The organism is Limnohabitans sp. G3-2 (genome assembly GCF_002778275.1).
Lineage (GTDB): Bacteria > Pseudomonadota > Gammaproteobacteria > Burkholderiales > Burkholderiaceae_C > Limnohabitans_A.
Window position 1 is genome coordinate 243,267 of the sequence record NZ_NESG01000004.1, and the last position, 26,626, is coordinate 269,892.

The window sequence follows — 26,626 nt, forward strand, 5'->3', positions numbered from 1 at the left end:
CGCGACAAGGTATGCGGTGGGCGGCGTGGCTGGCTTTGCCGCTTTGTTTGGGGTCCAGCGGCGCTTTTGCCGCTGATCTGGACGGCGCTCAGCTGACGGTGATGTGGGGGGTGCCCTTTGCAGGCATCTTGCTGTCCATCGCTTTGATGCCTTTGTTGCTGCCCCACTTTTGGCACCACCACTACGGCAAAGTCGCCGCGGCATGGGGCTTGGCTTTTTTACTGCCCTTCGCGATGCTGTACGGACCCGCTGCAGCCGGCGCGAGCACGGTCCACGCCCTGTTTGCCGAATACATCCCTTTCATCATCTTGCTGACAGCTTTGTTCACCGTGTCGGGGGGCATTTTCATCCGCGGTAATTTGCACGGCAGCCCGGGCCTGAACACCGCCATCTTGGCCATTGGTGCCGTGCTGGCCAGCTTCATGGGCACCACGGGGGCGTCCATGCTGCTGATCCGGCCGCTGATCCGCGCCAACGACAACCGCAAACATGTGGCGCATGTGGTGGTGTTTTTCATCTTCATCGTCTCCAACGCGGGCGGCTCTTTGACGCCTTTGGGCGATCCCCCCCTGTTTTTGGGCTTTTTGAAGGGCGTTGACTTCTTCTGGACCGTCAAAACCATCTTCCCGGAAACCCTGTTTTTGGTGGGCAGCTTGCTGGCCATTTTCTTTGCCCTCGATTCCTGGTTCTACCACCGCCGTGAAGAACTGTTGCCGCAAGACCCGACCCCCGACTCCAAATCGATCGGGTTTGACGGCGCCATCAACTTCTGGCTCTTGGCGGCGGTTGTGGGCTTGGTGTTGATGAGTGGCTTCTGGAAATCGCCGGTGTCCTTCAACATCTACGGCACCGACGTCGGCTTGCCGGGTGTGCTGCGCGATGTGGGCCTGATTTTCGTGACCTTTTTGTCACTCAAAATCACCCCCGCCAAAGTCCATGCAGACAACCAATTTGGCTGGGGGCCGATGGCCGAAGTGGCCAAGTTGTTCGCGGGCATTTTCTTGACCATCATCCCGGTCATTGCCATGCTCAAGGCAGGTGTCCATGGCCCCTTTGGCGCGGTCGTCCAATCGGTCACCAAACCGGACGGCACGCCAGACGTGATGATGTATTTCTGGATCACGGGTGCGCTGAGTTCATTCCTTGACAACGCGCCCACCTATTTGGTCTTCTTCAACACCGCCGGCGGCGACCCGCAGGTTTTGATGACCACCTTGGCGCCGACCTTGGCGGCCATCTCGGCAGGTGCCGTGTTCATGGGCGCCAACAGCTACATCGGCAATGCGCCCAATTTGATGGTCAAAGCCATTGCGGAAGACCGTGGCGTGAAGATGCCCAGCTTCTTTGGTTACATGCTGTGGTCGGGCGCTGTCCTGATTCCTTTGTTCGTGGTCATGAGTTTCATTTGGTTCAAGTGATGTCCAAACCTTCCATCTTGGTGGCCCGCGCCATTTTTCCTGAGGTCCTGCAGTCTTTGGCGCAGGTGTTTGAAGTCGAGAGCAACCAGGCCGATGAGGTCTGGTCTGCCGCAGAACTGAGCCGCCGTATGCAGGGCAAAGTGGGGGCGCTCACCACAGGCAGCGAGCGCATCGACGCCGCGCTCCTGCAGGCCAACCCCCAGCTCAAAATCGTGGCCAACATGGCCGTGGGCTTCAACAACTTCGACGTGCCCGCCATGACCGCCGCCGGTGTGCAGGCCAGCAACACGCCCGATGTGCTGACCGACACCACCGCCGACTTTGGTTTTGCCCTGCTCATGGCCACCGCCCGCCGAGTCAGCGAAAGCGAGCATTACCTGCGTGCGGGTTTGTGGACAAAGTGGAGCTACGACATGTTTGCCGGCGCAGAGGTGCACGGCAGCACCATCGGCATCATGGGCATGGGCCGCATCGGGCAGGGCATTGCCCGCCGGGCGGCGCACGGCTTTGGCATGCATGTCATTTATCACAACCGCTCGCGCCTGAGTGCCCAGCTCGAAGCCGAGTGCAAGGCCACTTATGTGTCCAAGCAGGAGCTGCTTCAAACCGCCGACCATGTGATGCTGGTGGTGCCTTACAGCGCCGAGTCGCACCACACCATCGGCGCGGCCGAGTTGGCGCAAATGAAGCCCACCGCCACCTTGGTCAACATTGCCCGTGGCGGCATCGTGGACGACGCGGCTTTGGCCAAGGCCTTGGCCGCCGGCCAAATTGCCGCCGCAGGTCTGGATGTGTTCGAGGGCGAGCCCTCGGTCCACCCCGACTTGCTCCAAGTGCCCAATGTGGTGCTCACGCCCCACATCGCCAGCAGCACCGTCAAGACCCGCAAGGCCATGGCCCAGTTGGCGGCCGACAACCTGGTGGCTTACTTGACCCGTGGCCAAGCCCTGACACCGCTCAACAGCGTGACGGGCTCGGCGGCATGAGCGATGGGCTGATGTTGGCGATTTTGGCCCTCGGGGGTCTGAATCTGTTGGTGTTGGTGTTTTTGTGGTTTCGATTCCAAGCCGCACCGAAGCGGCAGCTGGAGGAGGCGGCCGCGCAGGCCGCTGGGCAGCAACAGCAATTTGGGGCGCTGCAGTCCCAGACCGAGCGTTGGGTGCGCGAGCTGCGCACCGAGATGGCCCAGTCCAGCGTGCAAGGTCGTCAAGAAGCCATGCAAACGCTCACGCTCTTCCAGCAATCGCTGTTGCAGCAAAGTGCCGAAGCCACCCGCACCCAAAACCAGCAAATCGACGCGCTGGCCCAGCAGCTGGCCTTGCTGCAAAAAAGCCTGACCGACAGCCTGGCCCAGCAGGTCAACGCCCTGTCTGAGGCCAACGCCCGCCGCCTGACCGAGATGCGCGGCACCATGGAAACCCAGCTGTCACAACTGCAGCAAAGCAATGCCGCCAAACTGGACGAAATGCGGCAGACGGTGGACGAAAAGTTGCAAGCCACCTTGCAAGCCCGCTTGGGCGAGAGTTTCAAACAAGTGGCCGAGCGCCTCGAGCAGGTGCACAAAGGGCTGGGCGAAATGCACCACCTGGCCCAAGGCGTGGGCGACCTGAAACACCTGCTGACCAACGTCAAAACCCGCGGCATGTTCGGCGAGGCGCAACTGGCCTCGCTGCTCGAGCAGGTGCTGACGCCCGAGCAATACGCGGTGCAAGTGGCCACCAAGCCGGGCGACAAAAACCGCGTGGACTTTGCCATTCGCCTGCCGGGGCGGTCTGACAGCGGCCAGCCCGTGTGGCTGCCGATCGACGCCAAGTTCCCCAACGAAGACTATGAGCGTTTGCTCGAGGCCCAAGGCCGGGCCGACCCGGTGCAAGCCGAGTTGTGCGCCAAGGCCCTGGAGACACGCATCAAGCTCGAAGCCAAATCCATTGCCGAAAAGTACCTAGAGCCGCCACACACCACCGACTTTGCGGTGATGTTTTTGCCCACCGAAGGCCTGTATGCCGAGGTGCTGCGTCGTCCTGGCCTGATGGAGACGCTCCAGCGCGATCACCGCGTCACTTTGGCCGGGCCGACCAACCTCATGGCCATGTTGAACGCCTTGCAAATGGGCTTCAGAACCCTGGCCCTCGAAAAGCGCTCCAGCGAAGTCTGGCAGGTGCTGGGCGCCGTCAAGACCGAGTTTGGCAAGTTTGGCGATGTGCTGTCCAAAGTGCGCAACCAGACACAGACCGTGCTCAACACCTTGGACCAAGCGCAAACCCGCAGCAACGTCATGAGCCGTGCCCTGCGGCAGGTGGACGCACTGCCCGATTCACAGGCCCAGGCGCTTTTGCCCGGTGGGCCCGATTTGCCCGAAGAGGCCAGCGAGTGACGCCCGATTTGGCCCGCTTGATTGCAGGCCAAATGTTTCTGCACGCCTGCATGGCCGGTACCCGCATGGCGATTCCCTTGCTCGCCCTCAAACAAGGTTTCAGTGCCGTGGCGGTGGGTGCTTTGTTGGCCTTGTTCGCTTTGGCCCCCATGTTCTTGGCCTTGCCTGCGGGCCGTTACAGCGACCGCCGTGGCCTGCAAAAACTGCTGCGCATCAGCGTGGTTTTGGCCGCTTCAGGGGTTTTCTTGTCTGCGCTGTGGCCGATTTTTCCGGTGATGTGTTGGAGTGCTTTGGCGGCCGGCGGTGCAACGGGCATGGCCGTGATTGCCCTGCAGCGCCATGTCGGTCGCATGGCCAAAGACGCGGCGGCGCTCAAGGTCGCTTTCAGCTGGCTGTCATTGGGCCCGGCGGTGTCGAATTTCGTCGGCCCGGTGATGGCCGGTTTGCTGATCGACTACGCAGGCCCGGTGGCCGCCGACGAGATCGGATTTCGGTGGGCCTTTTTGCTGATGGCGGTGTTTCCGCTGTTCACCTGGGCCTGGGTGCGGGGGGTGCCCGAGTTGACGCTGTCGCCTGAGTTGGCGAATGAGCCGCCCCGGCGCGCCTTGGATTTGTTGGCCGAACCTTTGATGCGGCGTTTGCTCGGTGTCAATTGGTTGCTGTCATCGTGCTGGGACGTGCACACCTTTGTGGTGCCGGTGCTCGGTCATGAGCGGGGTTACAGCGCCTCGGTGGTGGGCGGCATTTTGGGGGCGTTTGCCTTGGCGGCGGCCTTCATTCGGGTGTGTTTGCCCTTCATCTCCCGCCATGTCAAAGAGCACCAGATCATCACCGGCGCGATGCTGTGCACGGGTTTGCTGTTCGCGGTCTACCCCTTGATGCCCACAGCCGGCGCCATGCTGGTGTGTTCGGTGGTCTTGGGGCTGGTTTTGGGGACGGTGCAGCCCATGATCATGAGCACCTTGCATCAGATCACCCCGCCGCACAGGCAAGGTGAGGCGCTGGGCCTGCGTTTGATGAGCATCAACGCGTCCAGCGTGCTCATGCCCATGCTGTTTGGTGCAGCGGGTGCGGTGGCCGGTGTCGCTCCGGTTTTTTGGGTGGTGGGTGCGGCGGTCGGGTCCGGGGCGCGTGCCGCCTGGCATTTGCGACCGGGCCACGCCCCCCAGCATCACGACACCTTGAGCTGATAAAAAGCGCAAATCGCTTGCCAAGCCGCTTCGGGTGTGTCCACGTACTGGAACAAATGCACATCGTCGGCAGAGATCATCCCCTCCGACACCAGCAGGTCCAGGTTGAGCAAACGCTGCCAATAATCGCTGCCAAACAACAAAATCGGCACGGGTTTGGATTTGCGGGTTTGGACCAGCGTCACCACTTCGAACAACTCGTCGAGTGTGCCAAACCCACCCGGAAAGGCCACCAAGGCTTTGGCCCGCATCATGAAGTGCATTTTGCGCAGCGCAAAGTAGTGGAATTTGAAGCTCAAGGCTGGCGTCACATACGCATTGGGTTGCTGCTCGTGGGGCAGGGCGATGTTCAGGGCCACCGACAAGGCGCCCACCTCTGACGCTCCCCGGTTGGCCGCTTCCATGATGCCGGGGCCGCCGCCCGTGCAGATGAACAGCTGTTCATGCTGGGGCAAACAAGCGCAGGAGCGGGCCACCATTTGGGCAAAAATCCGGGCATTTTCATAATGCTCGGCATTGCGCACCAAGGCTTGCGCCTTCGCAATCGCCTGGGCTTGGCCCGTTTCAAGCGCGTCTTTCAGGCTGGCCGCAGCGCTTTGTCGATCAACAAAACGGGCGCTGCCAAAGACCACCACCGTGTGCGCGATGCCGGCCTCGGCCTGGGCCAGATCAGGCTTGAGCATTTCCAGCTGGAAGCGGATGCCACGGGTTTCCCGGCGCAACAAAAATTCCGGATCGGCAAACGCCAAGCGGTGAGCCTGCGGCTGCAGCCAATCGCTGGCGGGGGACTCGTTTTGCAAATCCGCCCAAGCATGGGCCAAGGTGGCGTCTTGAAGGTTTGGTTTCTTGTGCATGCGTCCATTGTGCATGGGCCATGAAAAAAGCCCCTTGCGGGGCTTTGTGCAGGTCTTGATCGGCGGATCAGACGCGCTTGCGGTATTCGCCAGTGCGGGTGTCGATCTCGATCTTGTCGCCTTGGCTCACGAACAAAGGCACGGGCACTTCCATGCCGGTGGCAATTTTGGCGGGCTTGAGCACTTTGCCTGAGGTGTCGCCTTTGACAGCGGGCTCGGTCCAGGTGATCTCGCGCACCACGCTGGTGGGCAATTCCACCGAGATGGCTTTCTCGTTGTAGAACACCACTTCGAGTTCCATGCCGTCTTCCAGGTAGTTCAAAGCGTCACCCATGTTGGTGGCTTCGACTTCGTACTGGTTGAAATCGGTGTCCATGCAAACGTACATGGGGTCAGCGAAGTAAGAGTAGGTGCAGTCCTTCTTGTCCAGAATGACTTGGTCCATTTTGTCGTCGGCGCGGAACACGACTTCGGTGCCGAAGTTGGCGATCAGGCTTTTGAGCTTCATGCGCACGGTCGAGGAGCCGCGGCCACCGCGTTGGTATTCGGTGCGCAGGACGACCATGGGGTCTTTGCCGTGCATGATGACGTTGCCGACGCGGATTTCTTGAGCGGTTTTCATAGGAATAGAGTCTGAAATGAAAGGGGGTGGCTTGAAGCCAAGCCCATTATTCTAACCTGCGGGGCTTGCTTTTCGGCCGAAGGTGCCCGTGAGCGCGCAGTCCCGCCCATTCGCGTTCATTCCCTTGCAGTCAGGCCATGGGCCAAAGCGCCCAAAACAATGCCGCCCAAGGCCCACAAAATGTCCGTATTGCCCGTGCCCAAGGCCGCGATGGCGGGGCCGGGGCACACGCCAGACAATCCCCAGCCCACGCCAAAAATGGCCGAGCCGATCACGGTTTGGCGGTTCCAGCTGGCCGCTTGTGTCAAGAACTGACCACCCAGCAGGGGGCGGCTGAACCAGCGCGGAAAACCTTTGTAAGCCAACATCGCCAGGCCCGCTGCGCCGCCCATGACCAACATCAGGCCCCAGTCTTGAAAGCGCAAAAAGCCCAAAACTACATCAGGCTGCACCATGGTGGCCAGCGACAGGCCAAAGCCAAACAAGGCACCAGCCACGAGGGTGACCAGTGCTTTGGGCAAGGAGAGGGTGTGGGGATTCATGTTGTTCATGCCAGGCCTTTCGTGACGATGGCCATGAGGTTGGCGGTCATGAAGGCGGTGGCCATGAAGGTCAGCACCGCGCCGAGCGAAGGCAGCTGCAGCGAGCCGAGGCCACAAATGCCGTGGCCGGAGGTGCAGCCATTTCCCAAGCGGGCACCGTAGCCCACCAAAAAGCCGCCCACCAGCAGCTGCCAGGCGGGCACGCTGGTGTGCTGCGCCTCCCCGCCCGCCAACGCAAAGCGCCAAACCAGCGCCCCCAGCACCACGCCCAGCGCGTAGACCAGGCGCCAGTGGCGGGTGTTGATGAAACGGGCTTGCTGAAAAAACGCCCGTTGGGAGACAAAAGACCAGCTGCTGGAAAAGACGGAACTCATGCCGCCCACCCAGCCGTTGAACAAATACAGCAGCGCCACGCCAGCGCCAATCATGAGGCCGCCCAGCAGGTAGTGCTGCCAGCCCAAGGGGAAAAGGGTGTCGATCAGAGTCATGGGTCGGGATTATCAAGGAGGAAGTGAGCTTGTTTTGTGGGTTCAGCCATGACCCGGACAGGTTTGCGCGATTGAGCCGGTCAAGAACCCGGTCATTCTGTTGCGGCGGTGTTTGCCAAATGCACCAGCAATTGCGGCACCAAGTGGTCATGCGCCATTTGCTTTTGCCTTACCGTTTGCGTGCAAGCCGTCCAGCCGGACAGTTGGCTGGCATCGAGCACCGGCCATCGACTTTCTTGCACCCCATTCCAAACCCGATGCGCTTGCCGCAGGCTATCCGGCGCTTGCATCCAGTCCAAAAAGGCCTCCAGCTTGGCATGGTGGGCGTTGTCGTCCTGCGGGTAGATGTGCCAGACGAAGGGCTGGCCGGCCCACAGCGCCCGCACCAGCGAGTCTTCGCCGCGCACGAAATTCAAGTCGCAGGCCCAGAGCATCTGGTCAAAGCCGTCTTGGTCGGTATAGGGCAGGGCGCTCCAGCTCGGTTGTTCATCCATGCCCTTGAGCGCTTGGCGCACCGCCGCCAGTGGGCGGCCGGGGGTGACCAGCAGGTGGTGGGGTGTGCCCACGAGTTGCCTCAACAAGAGGGACAGGGCGGCGGGTTCGTAGCAGAACAGACTGATCAGCAGGCCGCCCGGAGCGAGCTTGGGGGCATGTTGCGCACGCCAGGCCGTGCGGTCAAAGTTTTGCTGGCGCTCCAGCAGATCGGTTTCCCGCAGCAGGCCGCCCGTGTCGGGCGTGAAGCCGGGGTAAAAGAAGGTTTTGGTCCAGCCCTTGGCCGGGCCGCTCATGATGGGTGAGGGCAGCTGGTGCATGCGGGGCACCCAGTCTTCGGCACTCAGGTATTCGAGGTTGATCCACCGGGGTTGTTGCGCTCGGGTGGCCGCACCGTGCGCCACAAAGGCTTCGGGGATGTCGCAGCCAAAGGCTTCGACCCAGACGTCTGCCGGGGGCAGGGCTTGCAGGGTGCTGGCCTGGCAGGCAGCGGCCCAGGGGTGAACCTCAATCCCCGGTTCCTGGTGCGCGGTGGGCGCCATCCAGGCGAGGGCCGAGGCGTCGTCCACCCACAGGCGCACGCGCTGGCCGGCGTCGCGCAGCTGGCGCGTCAGGCGCCAGCACACGCCCAGGTCGCCGTGGTTGTCGATGACGGTGCAGAAGATGTCCCAGATGGGGCCAGATGGTGTGTGCGGCGGCATGCGCCGATTGTCGCTGGAGATGTCACCGACTTTTTTTCACTGACAATAGCCGCCATGTCGCACACCCATGATGAAGCCCTGCTCGCGCAAGTTGCCGCGCTGCCCGCCTTGCCGGGGGTTTACCGCTACTTTGATGCGCAGGAGCAGCTTCTTTACGTGGGCAAGGCGCTGAACCTCAAGCGCCGGGTGTCGAGTTACTTCCAGAAGGACCACGGCGGCACCCGCATTGGCCACATGGTCGGCAAGATCACGCGCATGGAGACCACCGTGGTGCGCTCCGAGGCCGAGGCGCTGCTGCTGGAAAACAACCTCATCAAGACGCTGCACCCGCGCTTCAACATCCTGTTCAGGGACGACAAAAGTTACCCCTACCTCAAGCTCACGGGCAACGGTCGCGTGGCGCTGCCCGCCGTGGTCAAGACGCCCGAGGCCCAGCATTACCCGCGTGTGGCCTATTACCGGGGCAGCGTGGAGAAAAAGCACCGTTACTTCGGGCCGTTCCCCAGCGCATGGGCGGTCAAGGAGTCGATCCAGCTGATCCAAAAGGTGTTCAGGCTGCGCACCTGTGAAGACACCGTGTTTGCCAACCGCACACGGCCTTGCTTGCTGTTTCAGATCAAGCGTTGCTCGGGGCCGTGTGTGAACCTGATCAGCCCCGAAGACTACAAGGCCGATGTGCAGCTTGCCGAGCAGTTCTTGCGTGGCGAGACCCAGGCGTTGATGCAAGAGATGGAAGCGCGGATGATGGCCCACGCCGAGCGCCTGGAGTTTGAGCAGGCCGCCGAGGTGCGCAACCAGCTGACGGCCTTGTCGCGGGTCTTGCACCAACAGTCGGTGGACACGGCGGTGGACACCGATGCCGACATCTTGGTGGCCAAAGTGCAGGGTGGCCGCGCCTGTGTGAACCTGGCCATGGTGCGGGGCGGGCGGCATTTGGGTGACCGGCCTTATTTCCCGGTGCACGTTCAGGACGCGCAGGACCTCTTGGGTCTGGAGGAGGGTGATGGGGACAGTGAGCTCAAGCGCCCGGTTGAGGTGCAGGTGCTGGAAGCCTTTTTGGCGCAGCACTACATTGGCGTGCCCGTGCCGCCGCTGTTGATTTTGAGTGCGGCTGTGGACAAGGTGCTGATTGACGCGCTGTCGGCCCAGTCGGGCGTGAAGATCAGCACCGTGACGCAGCCGCGCGAACACCGCCGTGTGTGGCTGGAGATGGCCGAGAAAAACGCCGATCTGCAACTGGCCCGATTGCTGGCCGAAGAGGGCTCTCAGCAAGCCCGCACCCGGGCCTTGGCCGAAGCCTTGGATCTGGCACCCGATGACCTGGACCAGCTGCACATCGAGTGCTTTGACATTTCGCACACGGCGGGCGAGAACACCCAGGCCTCGTGCGTGGTGTTCCGCCAGCACAAGATGCAAAGCGGCGATTACCGCCGCTACAACATCGAGGGCATCACCCCCGGAGACGATTACGCCGCCATGCGCCAGGTGCTGATGCGCCGCTACGGCAAATTGGCCGAAGCCTTGCGGTCGGGCGAGGGCACGGCCAAATTGCCGGACTTGGTGCTGATCGACGGTGGCAAAGGCCAGGTGAGCATGGCGCGTGAGGTGTTCACGGATTTGGGACTGGACCTCTCACGCATTGTGGGTGTCGAAAAAGGCGAGGGCCGCAAGGTGGGCTTGGAGGAGCTGGTGTTTGCCGATGGCCGCGAAAAGGTCTATTTGGGCAAGGACTCGGCCGCGCTCATGTTGGTGGCCCAGATTCGCGATGAAGCGCACCGTTTTGCCATCACCGGCATGCGGGCACAGCGCGCCAAGGTGCGCATGGGCGGCAGCAAGATCGAGGAAATTCCCGGAATCGGTCCACGCAAACGGGCCAAACTGCTGCAGCGTTTTGGCGGTGTGCGCGGTGTTGAAAGTGCCAGTGTGGAAGACTTGCTGGGTGTGGACGGCATTTCCAGGGACTTGGCCGAGGCCATTTACAACGCCCTGCACTGAAACCGGCTGGCAGGCGCGCCGCCCTCGCCATGAAATTGCAAGCGCAGACCTCGACCCATCGCTCCGGGGTGGGGCTGCGACAGCGTCAACCCACAGCCATGTGCTTGGTGCACAATGAGCCCATGTTTTTCACCATTCCCACCATCATGACCTGGACGCGCATCGTCGCGATCCCCTTGATCATTGGCGTGTATTACCTGCAAAGCCTGACGGTGGAAACGCAAAACACCATCGCCACCGTGATGTTTGTGCTGTTTGCCTTCACCGATTGGCTCGATGGCTTTTTGGCCCGAAAACTCAACCAAACATCGGCTTTTGGCGCTTTCTTGGACCCGGTGGCCGACAAGTTTTTGGTGTGCGCAGCGCTGCTGATTTTGGTGCACATGAACCGGGTGCATGTGCTGATTGCCTTGGTCATCATTGGCCGTGAGATTGCCATTTCTTCTTTGCGCGAATGGATGGCACAAATTGGCGCGGGCAAGAGTGTGGCGGTGCACATGGTGGGCAAGCTCAAAACCACCGTGCAAATGGTGGCGATTCCTTTCTTGCTCTATGACGGCATGTTGTTCGGCCTGATCGACACCCGTGATTGGGGCGCTGTCTTGATCCTGATCGCCGCCGTGTTGACCATCTGGTCCATGGTGTACTACATGCAAAAGGCTTTGCCCGAGATTCGAGCCCGGGTGAAATGACCGGCCTGCGTTCGTCTGACGCTTGGGTCAAGGCAACACCCGTGGTGTTTGTGTTGATTTGGGCCACGGGATTCATCGTCGCCCGTTTTGGCATGCCCCATGCCCCCCCTTTGTCTTTTTTATCGATGCGATACGCCTTGTCGATCGCCTGCTTTGGGGTTTGGATTGTGCTGGCCAAGGTGGCTTGGCCGCAAAGTCGCCAGCAATTCCTGCATCTATCGGTCACGGGCATCTTGATGCACGCAGGCTATCTGGGCGGCGTGTGGGTGGCCGTCAAGGCGGGCATGGGCTCTGGCTTGTCGTCTTTGGTGGTGGGGTTTCAACCCGTTTTGACCGCCATTTGGCTCTCGTACAGCTTGCGCGGCACGGACCAGCCCGGCATCTCGCGCAGGCAGTGGCTCGGTTTGTGTCTGGGTTTTGTCGGCTTGCTCATGGTGGTTTGGCGCAAATTGACTTTGGGCACAGCCCTGGACCATGTCACGCCTGCCAACATGGCCTTTGCCGTGACCGCGCTGCTCAGCATCACCGTGGGCACCCTCTACCAGAAGCGTTTTGTGCAAGCCTGCGATGTGCGCTCGGCCAATACCGTGCAATTGTTCGCCGCTTTGGTGGTCACCTTGCCCCTGGCACTGATGGAGACCGAATCGATGCGTTGGAATGCCGAATTGGTGGGGGCCATGGCCTGGTCGGTCCTCGGCTTGACCTTGGGTGGCAGTTCACTGCTGTACCTGCTGATCCAGCGAGGCGCGGCCGCTTCGGTCACCAGCCTCATGTATTTGGTGCCCCCCACCACGGCCATGATGGCTTGGTTTTTGTTTGATGAATCCATCACCCTGGCCACCCTTTTGGGCACCGCCCTCACGGCTTGGGGCGTGAGTTGGGTGGTTAGGCCTTCCCGCGCCCGATGACTTGGGCTTCGCTTTGTTGCTAAGCTTTCGTTTTTTTCGTCCTGTCCCTTTGTTTCACCGATTCAGAAAGTACCCCGTATGAGCAAGCACCGCATCGCTGTCATCCCCGGAGATGGCATTGGCCAAGAAGTCATGCCCGAAGGTTTGCGGGTGATGGATGCAGCAGCCCGCAAGTTCGGCATTGATTTGCACTTTGACCATTTCGACTTTTCCAGCTGGGATTACTGCGAAAAGCACGGCCAAATGCTGCCCGACAACTGGAAAGACCAGATCGGTGGCCATGACGCCCTGTACTTTGGTGCTGTTGGTTGGCCCGAAAAAATTGCTGACCATGTGTCTTTGTGGGGGTCTTTGCTCTTGTTTCGCCGCGAGTTTGACCAGTACATCAACTTGCGCCCAGCGCGCCTGATGCCCGGCATCATCGCGCCCGTGGTGCGGCGTGATGGCAGCGCGCGCCAGCCTGGCGAGATCGACATGTACATCGTGCGTGAAAACACCGAAGGTGAATACTCCAGCGTGGGCGGCCGCATGTTCCCCGGCACCGAGCGCGAAATCGTGATGCAAGAATCCATCATGACCCGCATTGGCGTCGACCGTGTGCTCAAGTTCGCTTTCGAGTTGGCCCAGTCCCGCCCCAAAAAACACCTGACCAGTGCCACCAAATCCAACGGCATTGCCATCACCATGCCTTATTGGGATGAGCGCGTGGCCGAGATGGCCAAGGCCTACCCGGGCGTGCACGTCGACAAGTTCCACATCGACATCTTGACCGCGCACTTTGTGCAGCGCCCCGACTTTTTCGATGTGGTGGTGGCCAGCAACCTGTTTGGTGACATCTTGAGTGACCTGGGCCCGGCTTGCACGGGGACCATTGGCATCGCGCCCAGCGCCAACCTGAACCCGGACCGCAAATTCCCATCCTTGTTTGAGCCCGTGCACGGATCGGCACCCGACATCGCAGGCAAGGGCATTGCCAACCCCATTGGTCAAATTTGGTGTGGCGCGATGATGTTGGAGTTTTTGGGCCACAAACCAGCGCATGACGCCGTATTGGCCGCCATTGAGAAAGTACTGGCTGCAGGATCAGACGCGCCTCGCACGCCTGATTTGGGCGGGACTGCCAAAACGGCAGATGTCGGCAAAGCCATTGCCCAAGCACTCTGAGCGTTCGCAAAGCCCATGCAAAGGCTGCGGCGTCGTGTATTTAGCAGTGTGCCGCCTGTTTTGTGGACCATTCAAGGATAAAATTGGCACCCGTTGGGCAGAGCCTTTGTGGGCTTTTCCCCTCCTGCATGGCCTGTGACCCACAACAAGGCCCTGTTGAACAAGGCGGTTTTGACCCTTTGCACCTTGTCGGTGCGATTAAAATCAAGATTGCCCAAATTTCAGAGCCTCATCTTGTATCTTCCTGATGCGGTTTTGAATTGAAGATTTTTTATGTGGGGCGCTTAGCTCAGTTGGTAGAGCGGCTCCTTTACACGGAGTAGGTCGGCGGTTCGAGACCGTCAGCGCCCACCACCACATACAAACCAAGGCGAACCCCTGTGTTCGCCTTTTTTGTTGATTACACGAGACTTCAAACATGTTTGATTCGATTCGCAACAACTCCAAAATTTTGATGGGCTTGTTGTTCTTGCTGGTGATCCCCTCGTTTGTGCTGTTCGGCATTGAAGGCTACAGCCAGTTTGAGGACAAGGGCGCTGTGGTCGCCCGAGTCGATGGCAACAAGATCACCCAGTCAGAGTGGGACGCAGCCCACCAGCAAGAGGTGGATCGCATTCGCGCCTCTGTCCCGAACATCGATCCCAAAATGTTGGACTCGGCAGAGGCCCGCTACGCCACGCTGGACAAATTGGTGAATGACCGTTTGATCGCTTTGGCCTCTGAAAAGCAATTGCTGGTCACCAGCGACCAGCGATTGGCGCGTTATCTCCAGCAAGACCCGTCTATTGCCAGTTTGCGCGGCGCCGACGGCAAGTTGGACATGGAGCGCTACCGCCAGTTGGCCGCCAGCCAAGGCATGACGCCTGAAATGCTCGAAGCCCGTGTCCGCCGTGATTTGTCGAACCAGCAGGTCTTGGCGGGTTTGCAGGCTTCCGCTTTCGCCACCCAAAAACAAACCGACACGGCCTTGGACGCCTACCTGCAACGCCGCGATGTGCAAGTCAAGCGTTGGTCAGCCGCTGACTTCGCCGCCAAAGTGGTGGTGACCGATGCCGATTTGGAGCGCTATTACAAAGACAATTCAGAGCGTTTCCGCTCTGTGGAAAATGCGGATGTGGAATTCCTGGTCTTGGATTTGCCCACCCTGCAGTCACGCATCGAATTGCCCGAGCAAGACCTGAAAACCTATTACGAGCAAAACCTCCAGCGCCTGTCTGGCCAAGAACAACGCCGTGCCAGCCACATCTTGGTCAATGCCGCCAAAGACTTGCCGGACGCCGACAAAGCCAAAGCTCGGGCCAAAGCCGATGAATTGTTGGCCGCCGTGCGCAAAGCCCCCAAATCTTTTGCCGAAGTGGCGCGCAAAAACTCCGATGACACGGGCTCCGCACAAAATGGCGGTGACCTTGACTTTTTCGCCCGAGGCGCCATGGTCAAGCCCTTTGAGGACGCGGCTTTCGCACTGAAAAAGGGCGAAATCAGTGACATCGTGACCTCGGATTTTGGTTTTCACATCATCCTTTTGACCGATGTGAAGCAGCCGCCTGTGCCGACGTTTGAATCGATGCGCCCTCAGCTGCAAGCCGATTTGCGCAAGCAACAGGCGCAACGCCAGTTCGCCGAATTGGCCGAGACCTTCAGCAACAGCGTGTACGAGCAATCTGACAGCTTGACACCCGTGGCCGAGCGCTTGAAATTGACCCTCCAAAAAGCACAAGGCCTGACCCGCACGCCAGTTCCCGGTGCCCAAGGCGTTTTGAACAACCCGAAATTGCTGCAAGCCATTTTTTCGGAAGATGCCGTGGCCAAGCGTCGCAATACAGCCGCGGTTGAAGTCGCTTCCAACACCTTGGTGTCCGCTCGGATCGTCACGCACCGTCCCGCCACCGTGCGCGCTTTTGACGAGGTGAAAGCCGAAGTGCGCGGGCGCTGGGTTCAGGACCAATCGGCGGCGCTCGCGAAAGCCGAGGGCCAGGCCAGTTTGACCGCCTGGAAGTCGTCACCAGCGCAGGCCGCTTTGGGTGAGCCGCTGACCGTTTCGCGCGATCAAGCCGCTGCACAGCCGGCTGCCGTGGTGGATGCAGCCCTTCGTGCTGACCCCGCCAAACTGCCTGCTTTGGTGGGCGTGGATTTGGGGGGGCAAGGCTACGCCGTGGTTCGGGTGAACAAAATTGTGTCTCGCCCAGAGCCCAATGCCCAACAAGCAGAACAAAGCCGCACCCAATTTGCCCGCCTGTGGTCGCAGGCGGAGTCTCAAGCTTATTTGGCGAGCCTGAAGGCCCAATTCAAAGTCCAAATGCTGGCTCAAAAACCCAAAAACTTGGGTGATGCCGCTTCCGAAAAACCCTGAGTCTCGGGCTATAATATCGACCTACGGTGGCTGTAGCTCAGTTGGTAGAGTCCAGGATTGTGATTCCTGTTGTCGTGGGTTCGAGCCCCATCAGCCACCCCAAAATCCTGAAAGCCCTTCCGATGCCGGAAGGGCTTTTTTGTTTGTGTGTCACTTTGTTTGTGTGCCCACGTTGTCCCTGCTTGATCACCGTTTACACCCTGTTTATCCACAGGTTTATCCCGTGACTCACGGGGGCGCAGGGGCTAACATTGCTGTTTCGTTTGCCGGTACACCATGTCTGCTGTTTTCTCCCCCCATCTGAGCGAATTTCCCGCTGACTATTCCTCTGACAGTCAAATTGCCAAGTTGCGTGTGCCACCGCATTCGATTGAAGCCGAGTCGAGCGTGTTGGGGGGCTTGCTGCTGGACAACAGCGCTTGGGACCGTGTGGGCGATTTGCTGGTGGATACAGACTTTTACCGCCATGAGCACAAGTTGATTTATGCCGCCATTGGGGCCTTGATCAACACTTCCAAGCCTGCTGACGTGATCACCGTGAGTGAGCAGTTGCAAAACCAGGGCAAAACGGCCGAGATGGGGGGGCTGGGCTACTTGAACTCCTTGGCGCAATACGTGCCCAGCGCCAGCAACATCCGCCGCTACGCCGAGATCGTGCGTGAGCGCTCGATCTTGCGCAAGTTGGTGTCCGCCAGCGACGAAATCGCCACCAATGCTTTCAACCCGCAAGGCAAGGCGATTGACCGCATCTTGGATGAGGCGGAGCAAAAAATCTTCAACATCGGTGAAGAAGGCTCGCGCATGAAGCAGGGCTTTCAGTCGATGGACACGCTGGTGGTGGAACTTCTGGACCGCGTTCAAGAGATGGCCGACAACCCCAATGAAGTCACGGGGGTGCCGACCGGCTTTTACGATTTGGACCGCATGACTTCTGGTTTGCAAGCGGGAGACTTGGTGGTGCTGGCCGCGCGTCCATCGATGGGCAAAACCGCTTTTGCGATCAACATCGCCGAGCATGTGGCCTTGAACGAGGGACTGCCTGTGGCGGTGTTCTCGATGGAAATGGGCGCATCCCAATTGGCGGTGCGTGTGGTGGGTTCCATTGGTCGGATCGATCAAGGCCATCTGCGCACGGGCAAACTCAGCGACGAGGAATGGCCACGCTTGACCGAAGCCATTGAAAAGCTGCGCACCGTGTCTTTGCACATCGATGAAACACCTGGCCTCACGCCATCCGAGCTGCGTGCCAATGCCCGTCGTTTGTCTCGCCAGTGCGGCAAGTTGGGCCTGATCGTGGTCGACTATTTGCAGTTGATGAGTGGCTCGGGTGGCTCAGGGGGCGACAACCGCGCCACCGAGTTGGGCGAAATTTCGCGGGGCCTGAAGATGCTGGCCAAAGAACTCCAATGCCCTGTCATTGCGCTGTCCCAGCTCAACCGAAGCGTGGAGCAACGCACCGACAAACGCCCCATGATGAGTGACTTGCGGGAGTCGGGCGCCATCGAGCAGGACGCCGACATCATCATGTTCATTTACCGCGACGATTACTACAACAAGGATTCCAAAGATCCAGGTGTGGCCGAAATCATCATCGGCAAACAACGAAACGGCCCCACAGGCACGGTCCGTTTGACCTTCCTGAAGAACCTGACGCGTTTCGAGAGTTTGGCGTCGGGTCTGAGCGACGATTACTGAGACCCGGCAGCCCCTCTTGGCAGACGTTCAGAGGGCGTCGCTGGCAAAGTCGGCCAAACGCGAACGCTCGCCACGGGCCAAGGTGATGTGGCCGCCATGCGCCCAGCCTTTGAATCGGTCCACCGCATAGGTCAAGCCCGAAGATCCTTCGGTCAAATACGGCGTGTCAATTTGGGCCAAATTGCCCATGCAAATGATTTTGGTGCCCGGGCCAGCGCGGGTGATCAGGGTTTTCATTTGCTTGGGCGTCAGGTTCTGGGCCTCGTCGATGATCACGTACTTGTTCATGAAGGTGCGCCCGCGCATGAAGTTCATGCTCTTGATCTTGATGCGGCTCTTGATCAGCTCGTTGGTGGCTGCGCGCCCCCACTCACCGGAGTTGCCGCCATCGCCCTTGGCCAGAAACTCCAAGTTGTCGTCCAGTGCGCCCATCCAGGGGCCCATCTTTTCTTCCTCGGTGCCAGGCAAAAAGCCAATGTCTTCGCCCACGCTCACCGTGGCGCGGGTCATGATGATCTCGGTGTAACGGCGGTCGTCCAGCACTTGGGTCAAACCCGCTGCCAGGGCCATGAGGGTTTTGCCCGTGCCCGCGGTCCCTGCCAAAGTCACGAAATCGATGTCTGGGTCGGTGAGCAAATTGACGGCGAAATTTTGCTCGCGGTTGCGTGCGGTCACGCCCCACACCGCATTTTTTTGATGGCCGAAATCTTTCAGGGTCCGCAAGACAGCCGTTTTGCCACGGATTTCAGTCACCCGTGCGTACAAACTCGGCTCGCCCGGTGCTTCGAAATACACAAACTGGTTGATGAACAAGCTGGGCAGGATGGGGCCAGAGATTCTGTAAAACGTGTGCGTGCCTTGTTGCCAACTTTCCACCGTTTTGCCGTTTTTGACCCAAAAATCGGCGGGCAGTGCCAAAGAGCCCGGGTACAGCAAATCGCCGTCTTCCAGGGTTTTGTCGTTCTGGTAGTCCTCGGCTTGCAGACCCAAGGCGCGGGCCTTGACGCGCATGTTGATGTCCTTGGACACCAGAACCACTTCGCGGGGGGCATGCATCTGCCCCAGCGCTTTGACAACGCCCAAAATTTGGTTGTCGGCCTTGCCTTGGGGCAGTGCCAAAGGCAGGCTCAAGTCGAGTGCTTGGGTTTGGAAAAACAACTGGCCTGTGGCGTCCGAGTGGCCTGTCACGCTCAACGGCGAGCCTTGGCTCAGGTCTTGCCCTTGTCCTGCCGCCAAAACGTCCAGTGAACGGCTGGCTTGGCGGGCATTGCGCGCCACTTCGGTCATGCCTTTTTTGTGACCATCGAGCTCTTCGAGCACGATCATCGGCAAGAAAACATCGTGCTCTTCAAAGCGAAACAGACTCATGGGGTCGTGCATGAGGACGTTGGTGTCCAACACGAAGAGTTTCTTGGGACCGTTTTTGCGTGGCGTACGTGTTGCCTTGCTGGAGCCAGATGCCGATTTGGGCGCTGCGCTCGCTTGTTCCGGGGCCAGTAGGCTGCTGGTTTGCCGCTCTGTGCGCGGGGCCGTGGCTGCAGGTTTGCGTGCGCGGGGGGGGCGTGGGCTGTCCTGGGTGCGGACGGGCAATGCGGCCTCTTCTGGGCCCGTGGTCGCCTTGGCGGCCTTGGTTTCGACCTGAATCAGCGGCTGGGCATTTTCATCCTCCGCACCAGATGCAGCAAAAGCGGCTTGCGTCAAACGGCTGGCACGTTGAGTGGGAGCGGGTGGCAGTGGCATGGGCAATGGTCTCTCGATGGATAAACGATTCAGAAATCAAAAAATAAAAAGCCGCCTGGGTCACCAGGCGGCTTTTCATAGAGAGGGCTGATTTTCAGCGGCATGAATTCATTATGCACCAGCCAAAAGTCAGAACCGAGACAAGGGCATCAGGCCACTGCAGCGGCTTTTTTCAGGTCTTTAACGGCTTTGAGGACTTCTTCCACATGGCCTGGCACTTTCAGGCCGCGCCACTCTTGTTTCAGGGTCCCATCCGCGCCCACCAAAAAGGTGCTGCGTTCGATGCCTTTGACTTTTTTGCCGTACATGATCTTGTTTTTGACCACGCCAAACATGTGGCACATTTTTTCTTCGGTGTCAGCGATCAACTCGAAGGGCAATTCCAGCTTGCCTTTGAAGTCATCGTGCGATTTCATGTTGTCACGCGAGACACCCAACACCAGTGCGCCGGCTTTCACAAAGTCTTTGTATTTGTCACGGAACTGCATGGCTTCGGTGGTGCAGCCGGGGGTGTTGTCTTTGGGGTAGAAGAACAAAACCACGGGTTGGCCGAGGTGAGAAACGTTGGAAACTTTCAGGCCGCTGGTCGCGTTGGCTTCAAATTCGGGGAGGGGTTTGTTAAGAACGATCGCCATAAAACTTTGAACTCGCTTGACAGGTGGAGCGCTGTCGACTTGCACGGTCGACTGGAACGCTAAAGGCCTTGGGCCTCGGCAACTCTAGATTTTACTCTGAATGCAAGGCCAAAGACTGATCAGTCCTTCTCATGACCCATTTGTCGCTCTGATTCATGCTTCAAGCTTCCAGCAGCAAGGCGACCACAACCTTGCGGCCTTCACTGGCCAAAATGTTGTAAGTGCGGCAGGCGGCAGGCGTGTCCATGGTCTCCATCCCGATGCCTCGTTGGATCAAAGGGGCGAACCAAGCCGCTTGTGGAAAGCGCAAGCGCTGGCCACTGCCGAACAAGACCAATTCCGCACCACTTTGGGCCAAAATTTCAAAATCCAGGGGGCTCAGGTCTTCAAAGCGCGCCGCATCCCACACTTGCGGGGTCGCGCCAGCCAAGCTGCTGACGATCAAAGAGCTGGTGAAGCGCTGTCCATTGACCTCGATCCAGCCTGGCCCATAGGCGTTGATGGTCAGGCTATTGGATTTGTCGGGTTGTAATTTCATGACGATGAGTTTGAAGGCTTGGCCTTGCCAGCGGAACAATAGAGGCGAACCTCTGGAATTTTGGGCCGGAACAGCCTTGAAATGTGGTCAAATTATAGGTTTTCTCTTTCTTGAAACTCCTTTTGGAGGCACTTTGAAGCCTATTCAAAAATCAGCCAAGCTCGCCAACGTTTGTTATGACATTCGCGGCCCGATCATGGACCGCGCGCGTCAAATGGAAGAAGACGGCCAGAAAATCATCAAATTGAACATCGGAAACCTGGCGGTTTTTGGCTTTGATGCCCCTGAGGAAATTCAGCAGGACATGATCCGCAACCTGCCCAACTCGGCGGGTTACTCGGACAGCAAAGGCATTTTTGCGGCCCGTAAAGCCGTGATGCACGAAACCCAAAAGCAGGGTATTTTGGGCGTCACGCTGGACGACATTTACTTGGGCAACGGTGCCAGCGAGTTGATCGTCATGGCGACCAATGGCTTGCTCGACAACGGCGACGAGTTGCTTTTGCCTTCCCCCGATTACCCCCTTTGGACGGCGGCGGCGAGTTTGTCGGGCGGCACGCCTGTGCATTACCGCTGCGACGAAGCCCATGGCTGGATGCCCGATTTGGCCGATATCCGCGCCAAAGTGACCCCTCGCACCAAAGGCATTGTGGTCATCAACCCCAACAACCCCACCGGTGCTTTGTATTCGGATGAGTTGCTCAAGGGCATTGTGGCCATTGCCCGTGAACACGGTTTGGTGATCTTTGCCGATGAGGTGTATGACAAGGTTCTGTACGACGGCGTCAAACACACGCCTTTAGGCAGTTTGTCGCAAGATGTGCTGACCCTGACTTTCAACTCTTTGTCCAAGAGCTACCGCTCGTGCGGTTACCGTGCGGGCTGGATGGTGATCTCGGGCGACAAAAAAAGAGCGCGTGATTACATCGAAGGCTTGAACATGCTCTCGAACATGCGCTTGTGTGCGAACGTGCCGGGCCAATGGGCCATTCAAACGGCCTTGGGTGGTCACCAGAGCATCAACGAATTGGTGGGTGAGGGTGGACGGTTGCGCAAGCAGCGCGATCTGGCCTACCAGTTGATCACCGCGATTCCCGGTGTCAGCTGCGTCAAGCCGCGTGCTGCGCTGTACATGTTTCCTAAGCTCGATCCCCAGATTTACCCTGTGCAGGATGACCAGGATTTCTTTTTGCAACTGCTGGAAGAAACCAAAGTCATGTTGGTGCAGGGCACGGGTTTCAACTGGCCCGATCCGGATCACTTTCGCATTGTGTTTTTGCCGCATGAAGACGATTTGCGCGAAGCGATTGCGCGCGTGGCGCGCTTCTTGGAAGGCGCTCGTCAACGCTTTGGCACCGACGCCTTGGTGGCCTGAATTCAATCCTTGCCTGAGCCATTCGGGCGCACAGCAGTAAAGAAGATAAAAATGAAACCGATCAAAGTGGGCCTTTTGGGCATGGGCACTGTGGGCAGCGGCACTTTCAATGTGCTCAAGCGCAATCAAGAGGAAATCCAGCGCCGTGCAGGTCGTGGCATTGAGATCAGCATGGTGGCCGACTTGGACGTTGCGCGCGCCCAAGCTCTGGTGGGTGAGGGCGTTCAGGTGGTGGGCGATGCCCGCGCTGTGATTGCCAACCCCGAGATCGACATCGTGATCGAGCTGATCGGTGGTTATGGCATTGCCAAAGCCTTGGTCATGGAAGCCATTGCTGCAGGCAAACATGTGGTCACAGCCAACAAAGCGCTGCTGGCTGTCCACGGGACCGAGATTTTTGCGGCGGCGCAAGCCAAGGGCGTGATGGTGGCTTTTGAAGCGGCCGTGGCCGGGGGCATCCCGATCATCAAGGCGCTGCGTGAGGGCCTGACGGCCAACAGCATTCAGTGGGTGGCGGGCATCATCAACGGCACTACCAACTTCATCTTGTCGGAGATGCGCGACAAGGGTCTGGACTTTGGTGTGGTGCTCAAGGAGGCCCAGAGCCTGGGTTATGCCGAGGCCGATCCGACCTTTGACATCGAAGGCGTGGACGCTGCACACAAGGTGACCTTGATGAGCGCGATCGCCTTTGGTATCCCTGTTCAGTTCGACAAGGCCTACGTCGAAGGCATCACCCAGCTGGGCGCGGCCGACATCAAGTACGCCGAGCAACTGGGCTACCGCATCAAGCTGCTTGGCATCACCAAGCGCACGTCGCATGGCATTGAGCTGCGTGTGCACCCCAGCCTGGTGCCAACCCAACGCCTGATTGCCAATGTCGAAGGCGCGATGAACGCGGTGATGGTGCAAGGCGACGCCGTGGGCACCACTTTGTATTACGGCAAAGGCGCAGGTTCCGAGCCCACCGCCAGCGCGGTGATCGCCGACTTGGTGGACATCACCCGTTTGCACACAGCCGACCCCCTCAACCGCGTGCCGCACTTGGCATTCCAACCCGGCGCCATGAGCAACTTGTCGGTGTTGCCGATGTCGGAGGTCGTGACCAGTTATTACCTGCGCCTGCGTGTGGCCGATCAAGCCGGCGTGCTGGCCAAGTTGACCGGTCTGCTGGCCGAAGCAGGCATCAGCATCGACGCCGTCTTGCAGCGCGAAGCCGATCAAGTCAGCCAGGCGGGTGAAAATCAAACCGATGTGATCATCTTGACCCACGATACCCGTGAAGGCACTTTGAACAACGTGCTGGCCCAAATGCAGGCCTTGCCCACGGTCATGGCGCCCATCGTGCGCATTCGCAAGGAAGAGTTGAACTGATGCGCTACCTGTCTACGCGTGGTCATGCTGACCGCAAACAATTTTGTGAAATCCTGCTTGAAGGCTTGGCCCCGGATGGTGGTTTGTACCTGCCCGAGCGCTACCCGCAGATCGATGCGACAGCCCTGAGCCGTTTGCGCAGTGTCTGGCAAAACCAAGGTTATGCGGACTTGGCTTTCGAGGTCTTGTCGCTCTACATTGACGACATTCCACGCGATGACCTGCAGGTCTTGTGTCGCAAGACCTACACGCCTGAAGTGTTTGGCACCAAAGAAATTGTCCCACTCAAGCCTTTGCAGACTTCGGGCCAAGCCCAGCCCGATTTGTATTTGGAAGCCCTGTCCAACGGCCCCACCTTGGCTTTCAAAGACATGGCCATGCAGTTGCTGGGCCATTTGTTTGAGTACGAACTGGCACGCCGAGGCGAAGAGCTGAACATTTTTGGCGCGACTTCCGGCGATACAGGCAGTGCGGCCGAATATGCCATGCGTGGCAAAAAGGGCGTGCGCGTCTTCATGACCAGCCCGAACGGCCGCATGAGTCCCTTCCAGCAGGCTCAGATGTTCAGTTTGCTCGACGACAACATCCACAACATCGCCATCGAAGGCGTGTTCGACGACTGCCAGGACATTGTCAAGGCGGTCTCCAACGATCTGGATTTCAAGCGCCAGTACAAAATTGGAACGGTGAACTCCATCAACTGGGCGCGTTTGTTGGCCCAGGTGGTGTACTACTTTGCGGGCTATTTCCAAGCCACCCAAAGCAATGACCAGAAGGTCAGCTTCACCGTGCCCAGTGGCAACTTCGGCAACGTCTGCGCCGGACACGTGGCCCGCATGATGGGTTTGCCGATTGACCGCTTGGTGGTCGCGACCAACGAGAACGATGTGCTCGACGAGTTCTTCCGCACGGGTATTTACCGCGTTCGCGGCACGGCCGACACGCACGAAACGTCAAGCCCCTCGATGGACATTTCCAAGGCTAGCAATTTCGAGCGGTTTGTGTTTGACCTGCTCGAGCGCGATGCCGCCACAACCAAAGCCATCTTTGGCGAAGGTTTGAGCCGCCACGGCTTCTTCGACTTGTCGGGTGACGCGCGTTTTCAGCAAGCGGCCACGACTTATGGTTTTGACAGTGGCCGCAGCACCCATGCCGACCGTCTGAATACCATCCAACAGGTCTTTGCCCACTACGGCGTGATGATCGACACCCACACGGCGGATGGCGTGAAGGTGGCCAAAGAGCATCTGAACCCGGCCGTGCCCATGGTGGTGCTCGAAACCGCTTTGCCCATCAAGTTCGCAGCCACCATCGTCGAAGCGCTGGGCCGACAGCCCGAGCGCCCACCGCAGTTTGAAGGCATTGAGTCTTTGCCCAAACGGGTGCAGGTCATGAAGGCGGATGTGAATTTGATCAAGGCTTACATCTCCCAGCACTGCGACTGAACAGCATGAGCCATCCCTCCCGCGCGCCCTTGATGTCACTGGACGATGCCTTGCAGGCCTTGTTGGCACATGTTCATCCTTTGACACGGTTTGACACCGTGGCCACTTTGGATGCCGATGGGCGCTTCTTGGCACAAGACGTGGTCTCCGCTTTGCAGGTGCCGGCTTTCGACAATTCCTCCATGGACGGTTACGCGGTGCGCAGCGCTGACATTGCGCAACCAGGAACCGAATTGACCGTGACCCAACGCATTGCGGCAGGCCACTTTGGCGAGGACTTGCTCACCGGACAAACGGCACGCATTTTCACCGGAGCGCCGCTTCCCCCGGGTGCCGATGCCATCGTGATGCAGGAGCAAACCGAGCCGGTCAGCGGGCAAGACGGCATGCGGGTACGGTTCTTGACCACCCCCAAGGTCGGTCAGTGGATTCGCCGCAGTGGCGAAGATGTCAGAGTCGGTGACACGGTGCTCCAGCGCGGCCAAAAACTCGGTCCAGCTCAATTGGGTTTGGCCGCGAGCTTGGGTCTGTCGCATGTGCAAGTCATGGCGCGCCCCAAAGTGGCCTTGTTTTCGACGGGTGACGAGTTGGTCATGCCTGGCGATGTGGCCCCAGGCGATATGCGACCCGGCGCCATTTACAACTCCAACCGATTTTTCTTGCGGGCTTTGTTGCAGCGAATGGGCTGCGAGGTGAGTGATCTGGGCATCGTTCCTGATCGCCGGGACGCGACAGTGGCCGCACTCCAATCGGCCGCTGAGCACCACGATTTGATCGTCACCAGCGGCGGTGTGTCGGTGGGTGAGGAAGACCATGTCAAACCCGCGGTGCAAACCTTGGGAGAATTGTCGCTGTGGCAGATTGCCATGAAACCCGGTAAACCCTTTGCCTATGGCCATGTGCGGCGTGAGTCCGTGGCGGGGGCAGCGCATTTTGTGGGCTTACCCGGTAACCCCGTCTCCAGCTTCATCACTTTCTTGCTTTTGGTCAAACCCTTGATCTTCGCGCTGCAAGGTGCCGTGGCTCAGCCTCCTGTGGCGTATCGCTTGCCAGCGCACTTCGATCTGCCCAAGGCCGACAAACGGCGTGAATTCCTGCGCGTGCGGCGCAACGCCCAAGGTGGCTTGGATTTGTTCCCGAACCAAAGCTCCGGTGTTCTAACCTCCGTGGTGTGGGGAGAGGGTGTGGTTGACAACCCGGCCGAGCAAACCATCACCCATGGCGATATGCTCAATTTTTGGTCCTTTTCGGATTGGCTGTCATGAAAATTCAGCTGCGTTATTTCGCTTCCTTGCGCGAAACCATCGGTGTGGGCAGCGAAACCATCGACACTTCGGCGGCCGATGTGGCGGCCCTGCGCCAACTGCTGATCGCACGCGGTGGCGCACACGCACAATGCCTGGCCCCCGGTTTGCCTGTCCGTGTGGCCGTCAACCAGGTCATGGCCAACGACAAGACGGCCTTGGTGGGTGACTGCGAAGTGGCGTTCTTCCCCCCTGTGACCGGAGGCTGAACACATGCGGCCGCCAGTGACGATTCAAACCGAAGACTTCGATGTGTCGCAAGAGATCGAAGTTTTACGTGCCCAAGACATGCGCGTAGGGGCCGTGTGCAGTTTTGTGGGCACGGTTCGTGACACCCGCGCGCTCACGGGTCAAGCGCAGGATGAAGTTCAAGCGATGGAGTTGGAGCATTACCCCGGCATGACCGAAAAATCAATCGAAGCCATGATTGAGCAAGCACACCAACGCTTTGACTTTTATGCGGCTCGGGTGGTGCACCGTGTCGGTCGTTTGTTGCCTGCGGATCAGATTGTGTTGGTGGCCGTGACTTCCGCACATCGGGGTGAAAGCTTCAAGGCTTGCGAATTTTTGATGGATTACCTCAAAACCCAAGCGCCGTTCTGGAAAAAAGAGCAAACCCCACAAGGTGCGCAGTGGGTGGATGCCCGAGTGTCGGACGATGCCGCATTGGCCCGGTGGGGCATTCAGAGCAACAACCGCTGAGGCGTTTTTTCCATCGGGGTGGGTGACT

24 protein-coding genes and 2 tRNA genes are annotated in these 26,626 nt (G+C 59.1%); 18 read left to right on the forward strand and 8 right to left on the reverse strand.

All coding sequences use genetic code 11. The features are described from left to right. Positions 1-11 precede the first annotated feature (11 nt). Genes B9Z31_RS07785 through B9Z31_RS07800 form a run of 4 tightly spaced genes read left to right on the forward strand, consistent with a single transcriptional unit; the run spans position 12 to position 4,982 of the window. A complete protein-coding gene (locus tag B9Z31_RS07785) occupies positions 12-1,418 on the forward strand; it encodes a sodium:proton antiporter (RefSeq protein ID WP_233200852.1) in 1,407 nt (468 codons plus the stop codon). Further along, positions 1,418-2,404, forward strand: a complete 987-nt coding sequence (locus B9Z31_RS07790; RefSeq protein WP_100118992.1) for a D-glycerate dehydrogenase — start codon at positions 1,418-1,420, stop codon at positions 2,402-2,404. The genes B9Z31_RS07785 and B9Z31_RS07790 overlap by 1 nt, the downstream gene beginning before the upstream one ends. Further along, positions 2,401-3,792: a DNA recombination protein RmuC gene (locus tag B9Z31_RS07795; RefSeq protein ID WP_100118993.1), complete on the forward strand. Its 1,392-nt coding sequence runs from the start codon at positions 2,401-2,403 to the stop codon at positions 3,790-3,792. Before B9Z31_RS07790 ends, B9Z31_RS07795 begins: the two co-directional genes overlap by 4 nt. 32 nt (positions 3,793-3,824) lie before the next feature. Beyond that, positions 3,825-4,982 (forward strand): MFS transporter, encoded by a 1,158-nt coding sequence (locus B9Z31_RS07800; protein WP_369804680.1) that lies wholly within the window; start codon positions 3,825-3,827, stop codon positions 4,980-4,982. Here the strand turns inward: B9Z31_RS07800 and B9Z31_RS07805 are convergent. From B9Z31_RS07805 to earP, 5 genes are all read right to left on the reverse strand, one after another. Then, the gene (locus B9Z31_RS07805; protein ID WP_100119133.1) at positions 4,964-5,836 is read right to left on the reverse strand and encodes a TIGR00730 family Rossman fold protein; all 873 of its coding nucleotides are present in this window, start codon (positions 5,834-5,836) and stop codon (positions 4,964-4,966) included. The genes B9Z31_RS07800 and B9Z31_RS07805 overlap by 19 nt on opposite strands. A 67-nt stretch (positions 5,837-5,903) precedes the next feature. Continuing rightward, on the reverse strand, positions 5,904-6,458 hold the full coding sequence (gene efp / locus B9Z31_RS07810) for an elongation factor P (RefSeq protein ID WP_019428318.1): 555 nt from the start codon (positions 6,456-6,458) through the stop codon (positions 5,904-5,906). Between the two features lie 116 nt (positions 6,459-6,574). Then, the gene (locus tag B9Z31_RS07815) at positions 6,575-7,009 is read right to left on the reverse strand and encodes a DUF6691 family protein (protein ID WP_100118995.1); all 435 of its coding nucleotides are present in this window, start codon (positions 7,007-7,009) and stop codon (positions 6,575-6,577) included. Then, positions 7,006-7,488 (reverse strand): YeeE/YedE family protein, encoded by a 483-nt coding sequence (locus B9Z31_RS07820; protein ID WP_100118996.1) that lies wholly within the window; start codon positions 7,486-7,488, stop codon positions 7,006-7,008. Before B9Z31_RS07820 ends, B9Z31_RS07815 begins: the two co-directional genes overlap by 4 nt. 92 nt (positions 7,489-7,580) lie before the next feature. Then, positions 7,581-8,681 carry an elongation factor P maturation arginine rhamnosyltransferase EarP gene (gene earP / locus B9Z31_RS07825; RefSeq protein WP_100118997.1) on the reverse strand — a complete coding sequence of 367 codons (1,101 nt, stop codon included), beginning with the start codon at positions 8,679-8,681 and terminating at the stop codon, positions 7,581-7,583. Positions 8,682-8,735: 54 nt separating this feature from the next. On the opposite strand from earP, the gene uvrC reads away from it, so the two are divergent. From uvrC to dnaB, 8 genes are all read left to right on the forward strand, one after another. Continuing rightward, positions 8,736-10,676: an excinuclease ABC subunit UvrC gene (gene uvrC, locus B9Z31_RS07830; RefSeq protein WP_100118998.1), complete on the forward strand. Its 1,941-nt coding sequence runs from the start codon at positions 8,736-8,738 to the stop codon at positions 10,674-10,676. Between the two features lie 122 nt (positions 10,677-10,798). Beyond that, positions 10,799-11,368: a CDP-diacylglycerol--glycerol-3-phosphate 3-phosphatidyltransferase gene (pgsA, locus tag B9Z31_RS07835; RefSeq protein ID WP_100119134.1), complete on the forward strand. Its 570-nt coding sequence runs from the start codon at positions 10,799-10,801 to the stop codon at positions 11,366-11,368. Beyond that, complete coding sequence (locus tag B9Z31_RS07840; RefSeq protein ID WP_100118999.1) at positions 11,365-12,276, forward strand: DMT family transporter; 912 nt, start codon at positions 11,365-11,367, stop codon at positions 12,274-12,276. Before pgsA ends, B9Z31_RS07840 begins: the two co-directional genes overlap by 4 nt. 78 nt (positions 12,277-12,354) lie before the next feature. Next, entirely contained in the window at positions 12,355-13,440 is a 1,086-nt protein-coding gene (locus B9Z31_RS07845; protein WP_100119000.1) for a tartrate dehydrogenase, read from the forward strand. 278 nt (positions 13,441-13,718) lie between these two features. Beyond that, positions 13,719-13,794, forward strand: a tRNA-Val gene (locus tag B9Z31_RS07850). Positions 13,795-13,858: 64 nt separating this feature from the next. Further along, on the forward strand, positions 13,859-15,790 hold the full coding sequence (locus B9Z31_RS07855; RefSeq protein WP_100119001.1) for a SurA N-terminal domain-containing protein: 1,932 nt from the start codon (positions 13,859-13,861) through the stop codon (positions 15,788-15,790). A 26-nt stretch (positions 15,791-15,816) separates the two neighbouring features. Continuing rightward, a tRNA-His gene (locus B9Z31_RS07860) sits at positions 15,817-15,892 on the forward strand. A 174-nt stretch (positions 15,893-16,066) separates the two neighbouring features. Continuing rightward, entirely contained in the window at positions 16,067-17,485 is a 1,419-nt protein-coding gene (gene dnaB / locus B9Z31_RS07865; RefSeq protein ID WP_100119002.1) for a replicative DNA helicase, read from the forward strand. Between the two features lie 27 nt (positions 17,486-17,512). Here dnaB and B9Z31_RS07870 read toward each other — a convergent pair whose 3' ends face one another. The 3 genes from B9Z31_RS07870 to B9Z31_RS07880 all read right to left on the reverse strand — a co-directional run bounded on the left by B9Z31_RS07870 (position 17,513) and on the right by B9Z31_RS07880 (position 20,398). After that, positions 17,513-19,225, reverse strand: a complete 1,713-nt coding sequence (locus tag B9Z31_RS07870; protein ID WP_100119003.1) for a PhoH family protein — start codon at positions 19,223-19,225, stop codon at positions 17,513-17,515. A gap of 149 nt (positions 19,226-19,374) precedes the next feature. Beyond that, on the reverse strand, positions 19,375-19,860 hold the full coding sequence (locus tag B9Z31_RS07875) for a peroxiredoxin (RefSeq protein WP_100119004.1): 486 nt from the start codon (positions 19,858-19,860) through the stop codon (positions 19,375-19,377). A 160-nt stretch (positions 19,861-20,020) separates the two neighbouring features. Further along, entirely contained in the window at positions 20,021-20,398 is a 378-nt protein-coding gene (locus B9Z31_RS07880) for an Mth938-like domain-containing protein (RefSeq protein ID WP_100119135.1), read from the reverse strand. A 133-nt stretch (positions 20,399-20,531) separates the two neighbouring features. On the opposite strand from B9Z31_RS07880, the gene B9Z31_RS07885 reads away from it, so the two are divergent. From B9Z31_RS07885 to B9Z31_RS07910, 6 genes are read left to right on the forward strand one after another with little or no spacing between them, the layout of a single operon-like run. Beyond that, the gene (locus B9Z31_RS07885; protein WP_100119005.1) at positions 20,532-21,773 is read left to right on the forward strand and encodes a pyridoxal phosphate-dependent aminotransferase; all 1,242 of its coding nucleotides are present in this window, start codon (positions 20,532-20,534) and stop codon (positions 21,771-21,773) included. 51 nt (positions 21,774-21,824) lie between these two features. Continuing rightward, positions 21,825-23,147 (forward strand): homoserine dehydrogenase, encoded by a 1,323-nt coding sequence (locus B9Z31_RS07890; protein WP_100119006.1) that lies wholly within the window; start codon positions 21,825-21,827, stop codon positions 23,145-23,147. Beyond that, positions 23,147-24,592, forward strand: a complete 1,446-nt coding sequence (gene thrC / locus B9Z31_RS07895) for a threonine synthase (RefSeq protein WP_100119007.1) — start codon at positions 23,147-23,149, stop codon at positions 24,590-24,592. Before B9Z31_RS07890 ends, thrC begins: the two co-directional genes overlap by 1 nt. Before the next feature lie 5 nt (positions 24,593-24,597). After that, positions 24,598-25,857, forward strand: coding sequence for a gephyrin-like molybdotransferase Glp (gene glp, locus B9Z31_RS07900; RefSeq protein ID WP_100119008.1), 1,260 nt, complete (start codon positions 24,598-24,600; stop codon positions 25,855-25,857). Beyond that, positions 25,854-26,105: a MoaD/ThiS family protein gene (locus B9Z31_RS07905; RefSeq protein WP_100119009.1), complete on the forward strand. Its 252-nt coding sequence runs from the start codon at positions 25,854-25,856 to the stop codon at positions 26,103-26,105. The genes glp and B9Z31_RS07905 overlap by 4 nt, the downstream gene beginning before the upstream one ends. A 4-nt stretch (positions 26,106-26,109) precedes the next feature. Next, a complete protein-coding gene (locus B9Z31_RS07910) occupies positions 26,110-26,598 on the forward strand; it encodes a molybdenum cofactor biosynthesis protein MoaE (protein WP_100119010.1) in 489 nt (162 codons plus the stop codon). The last annotated feature ends 28 nt before the right edge of the window (positions 26,599-26,626 follow it).

What these genes read in the sequence shown, in the direction of transcription:
- B9Z31_RS07785 (WP_233200852.1), top strand. Translation starts at nt 12, where the DNA reads ATGCGGTGGGCGGCGTGGCTGGCTTTGCCGCTTTGTTTGGGGTCCAGC.
- B9Z31_RS07790 (WP_100118992.1), top strand. Translation starts at nt 1,418, where the DNA reads ATGTCCAAACCTTCCATCTTGGTGGCCCGCGCCATTTTTCCTGAGGTC.
- B9Z31_RS07795 (WP_100118993.1), top strand. Translation starts at nt 2,401, where the DNA reads ATGAGCGATGGGCTGATGTTGGCGATTTTGGCCCTCGGGGGTCTGAAT.
- B9Z31_RS07800 (WP_369804680.1), top strand. Translation starts at nt 3,825, where the DNA reads ATGTTTCTGCACGCCTGCATGGCCGGTACCCGCATGGCGATTCCCTTG.
- B9Z31_RS07805 (WP_100119133.1), bottom strand. Translation starts at nt 5,836, where the DNA reads ATGCACAAGAAACCAAACCTTCAAGACGCCACCTTGGCCCATGCTTGG.
- efp (WP_019428318.1), bottom strand. Translation starts at nt 6,458, where the DNA reads ATGAAAACCGCTCAAGAAATCCGCGTCGGCAACGTCATCATGCACGGC.
- B9Z31_RS07815 (WP_100118995.1), bottom strand. Translation starts at nt 7,009, where the DNA reads ATGAACAACATGAATCCCCACACCCTCTCCTTGCCCAAAGCACTGGTC.
- B9Z31_RS07820 (WP_100118996.1), bottom strand. Translation starts at nt 7,488, where the DNA reads ATGACTCTGATCGACACCCTTTTCCCCTTGGGCTGGCAGCACTACCTG.
- earP (WP_100118997.1), bottom strand. Translation starts at nt 8,681, where the DNA reads ATGCCGCCGCACACACCATCTGGCCCCATCTGGGACATCTTCTGCACC.
- uvrC (WP_100118998.1), top strand. Translation starts at nt 8,736, where the DNA reads ATGTCGCACACCCATGATGAAGCCCTGCTCGCGCAAGTTGCCGCGCTG.
- pgsA (WP_100119134.1), top strand. Translation starts at nt 10,799, where the DNA reads ATGTTTTTCACCATTCCCACCATCATGACCTGGACGCGCATCGTCGCG.
- B9Z31_RS07840 (WP_100118999.1), top strand. Translation starts at nt 11,365, where the DNA reads ATGACCGGCCTGCGTTCGTCTGACGCTTGGGTCAAGGCAACACCCGTG.
- B9Z31_RS07845 (WP_100119000.1), top strand. Translation starts at nt 12,355, where the DNA reads ATGAGCAAGCACCGCATCGCTGTCATCCCCGGAGATGGCATTGGCCAA.
- B9Z31_RS07855 (WP_100119001.1), top strand. Translation starts at nt 13,859, where the DNA reads ATGTTTGATTCGATTCGCAACAACTCCAAAATTTTGATGGGCTTGTTG.
- dnaB (WP_100119002.1), top strand. Translation starts at nt 16,067, where the DNA reads ATGTCTGCTGTTTTCTCCCCCCATCTGAGCGAATTTCCCGCTGACTAT.
- B9Z31_RS07870 (WP_100119003.1), bottom strand. Translation starts at nt 19,225, where the DNA reads ATGCCACTGCCACCCGCTCCCACTCAACGTGCCAGCCGTTTGACGCAA.
- B9Z31_RS07875 (WP_100119004.1), bottom strand. Translation starts at nt 19,860, where the DNA reads ATGGCGATCGTTCTTAACAAACCCCTCCCCGAATTTGAAGCCAACGCG.
- B9Z31_RS07880 (WP_100119135.1), bottom strand. Translation starts at nt 20,398, where the DNA reads ATGAAATTACAACCCGACAAATCCAATAGCCTGACCATCAACGCCTAT.
- B9Z31_RS07890 (WP_100119006.1), top strand. Translation starts at nt 21,825, where the DNA reads ATGAAACCGATCAAAGTGGGCCTTTTGGGCATGGGCACTGTGGGCAGC.
- thrC (WP_100119007.1), top strand. Translation starts at nt 23,147, where the DNA reads ATGCGCTACCTGTCTACGCGTGGTCATGCTGACCGCAAACAATTTTGT.
- glp (WP_100119008.1), top strand. Translation starts at nt 24,598, where the DNA reads ATGAGCCATCCCTCCCGCGCGCCCTTGATGTCACTGGACGATGCCTTG.
- B9Z31_RS07905 (WP_100119009.1), top strand. Translation starts at nt 25,854, where the DNA reads ATGAAAATTCAGCTGCGTTATTTCGCTTCCTTGCGCGAAACCATCGGT.
- B9Z31_RS07910 (WP_100119010.1), top strand. Translation starts at nt 26,110, where the DNA reads ATGCGGCCGCCAGTGACGATTCAAACCGAAGACTTCGATGTGTCGCAA.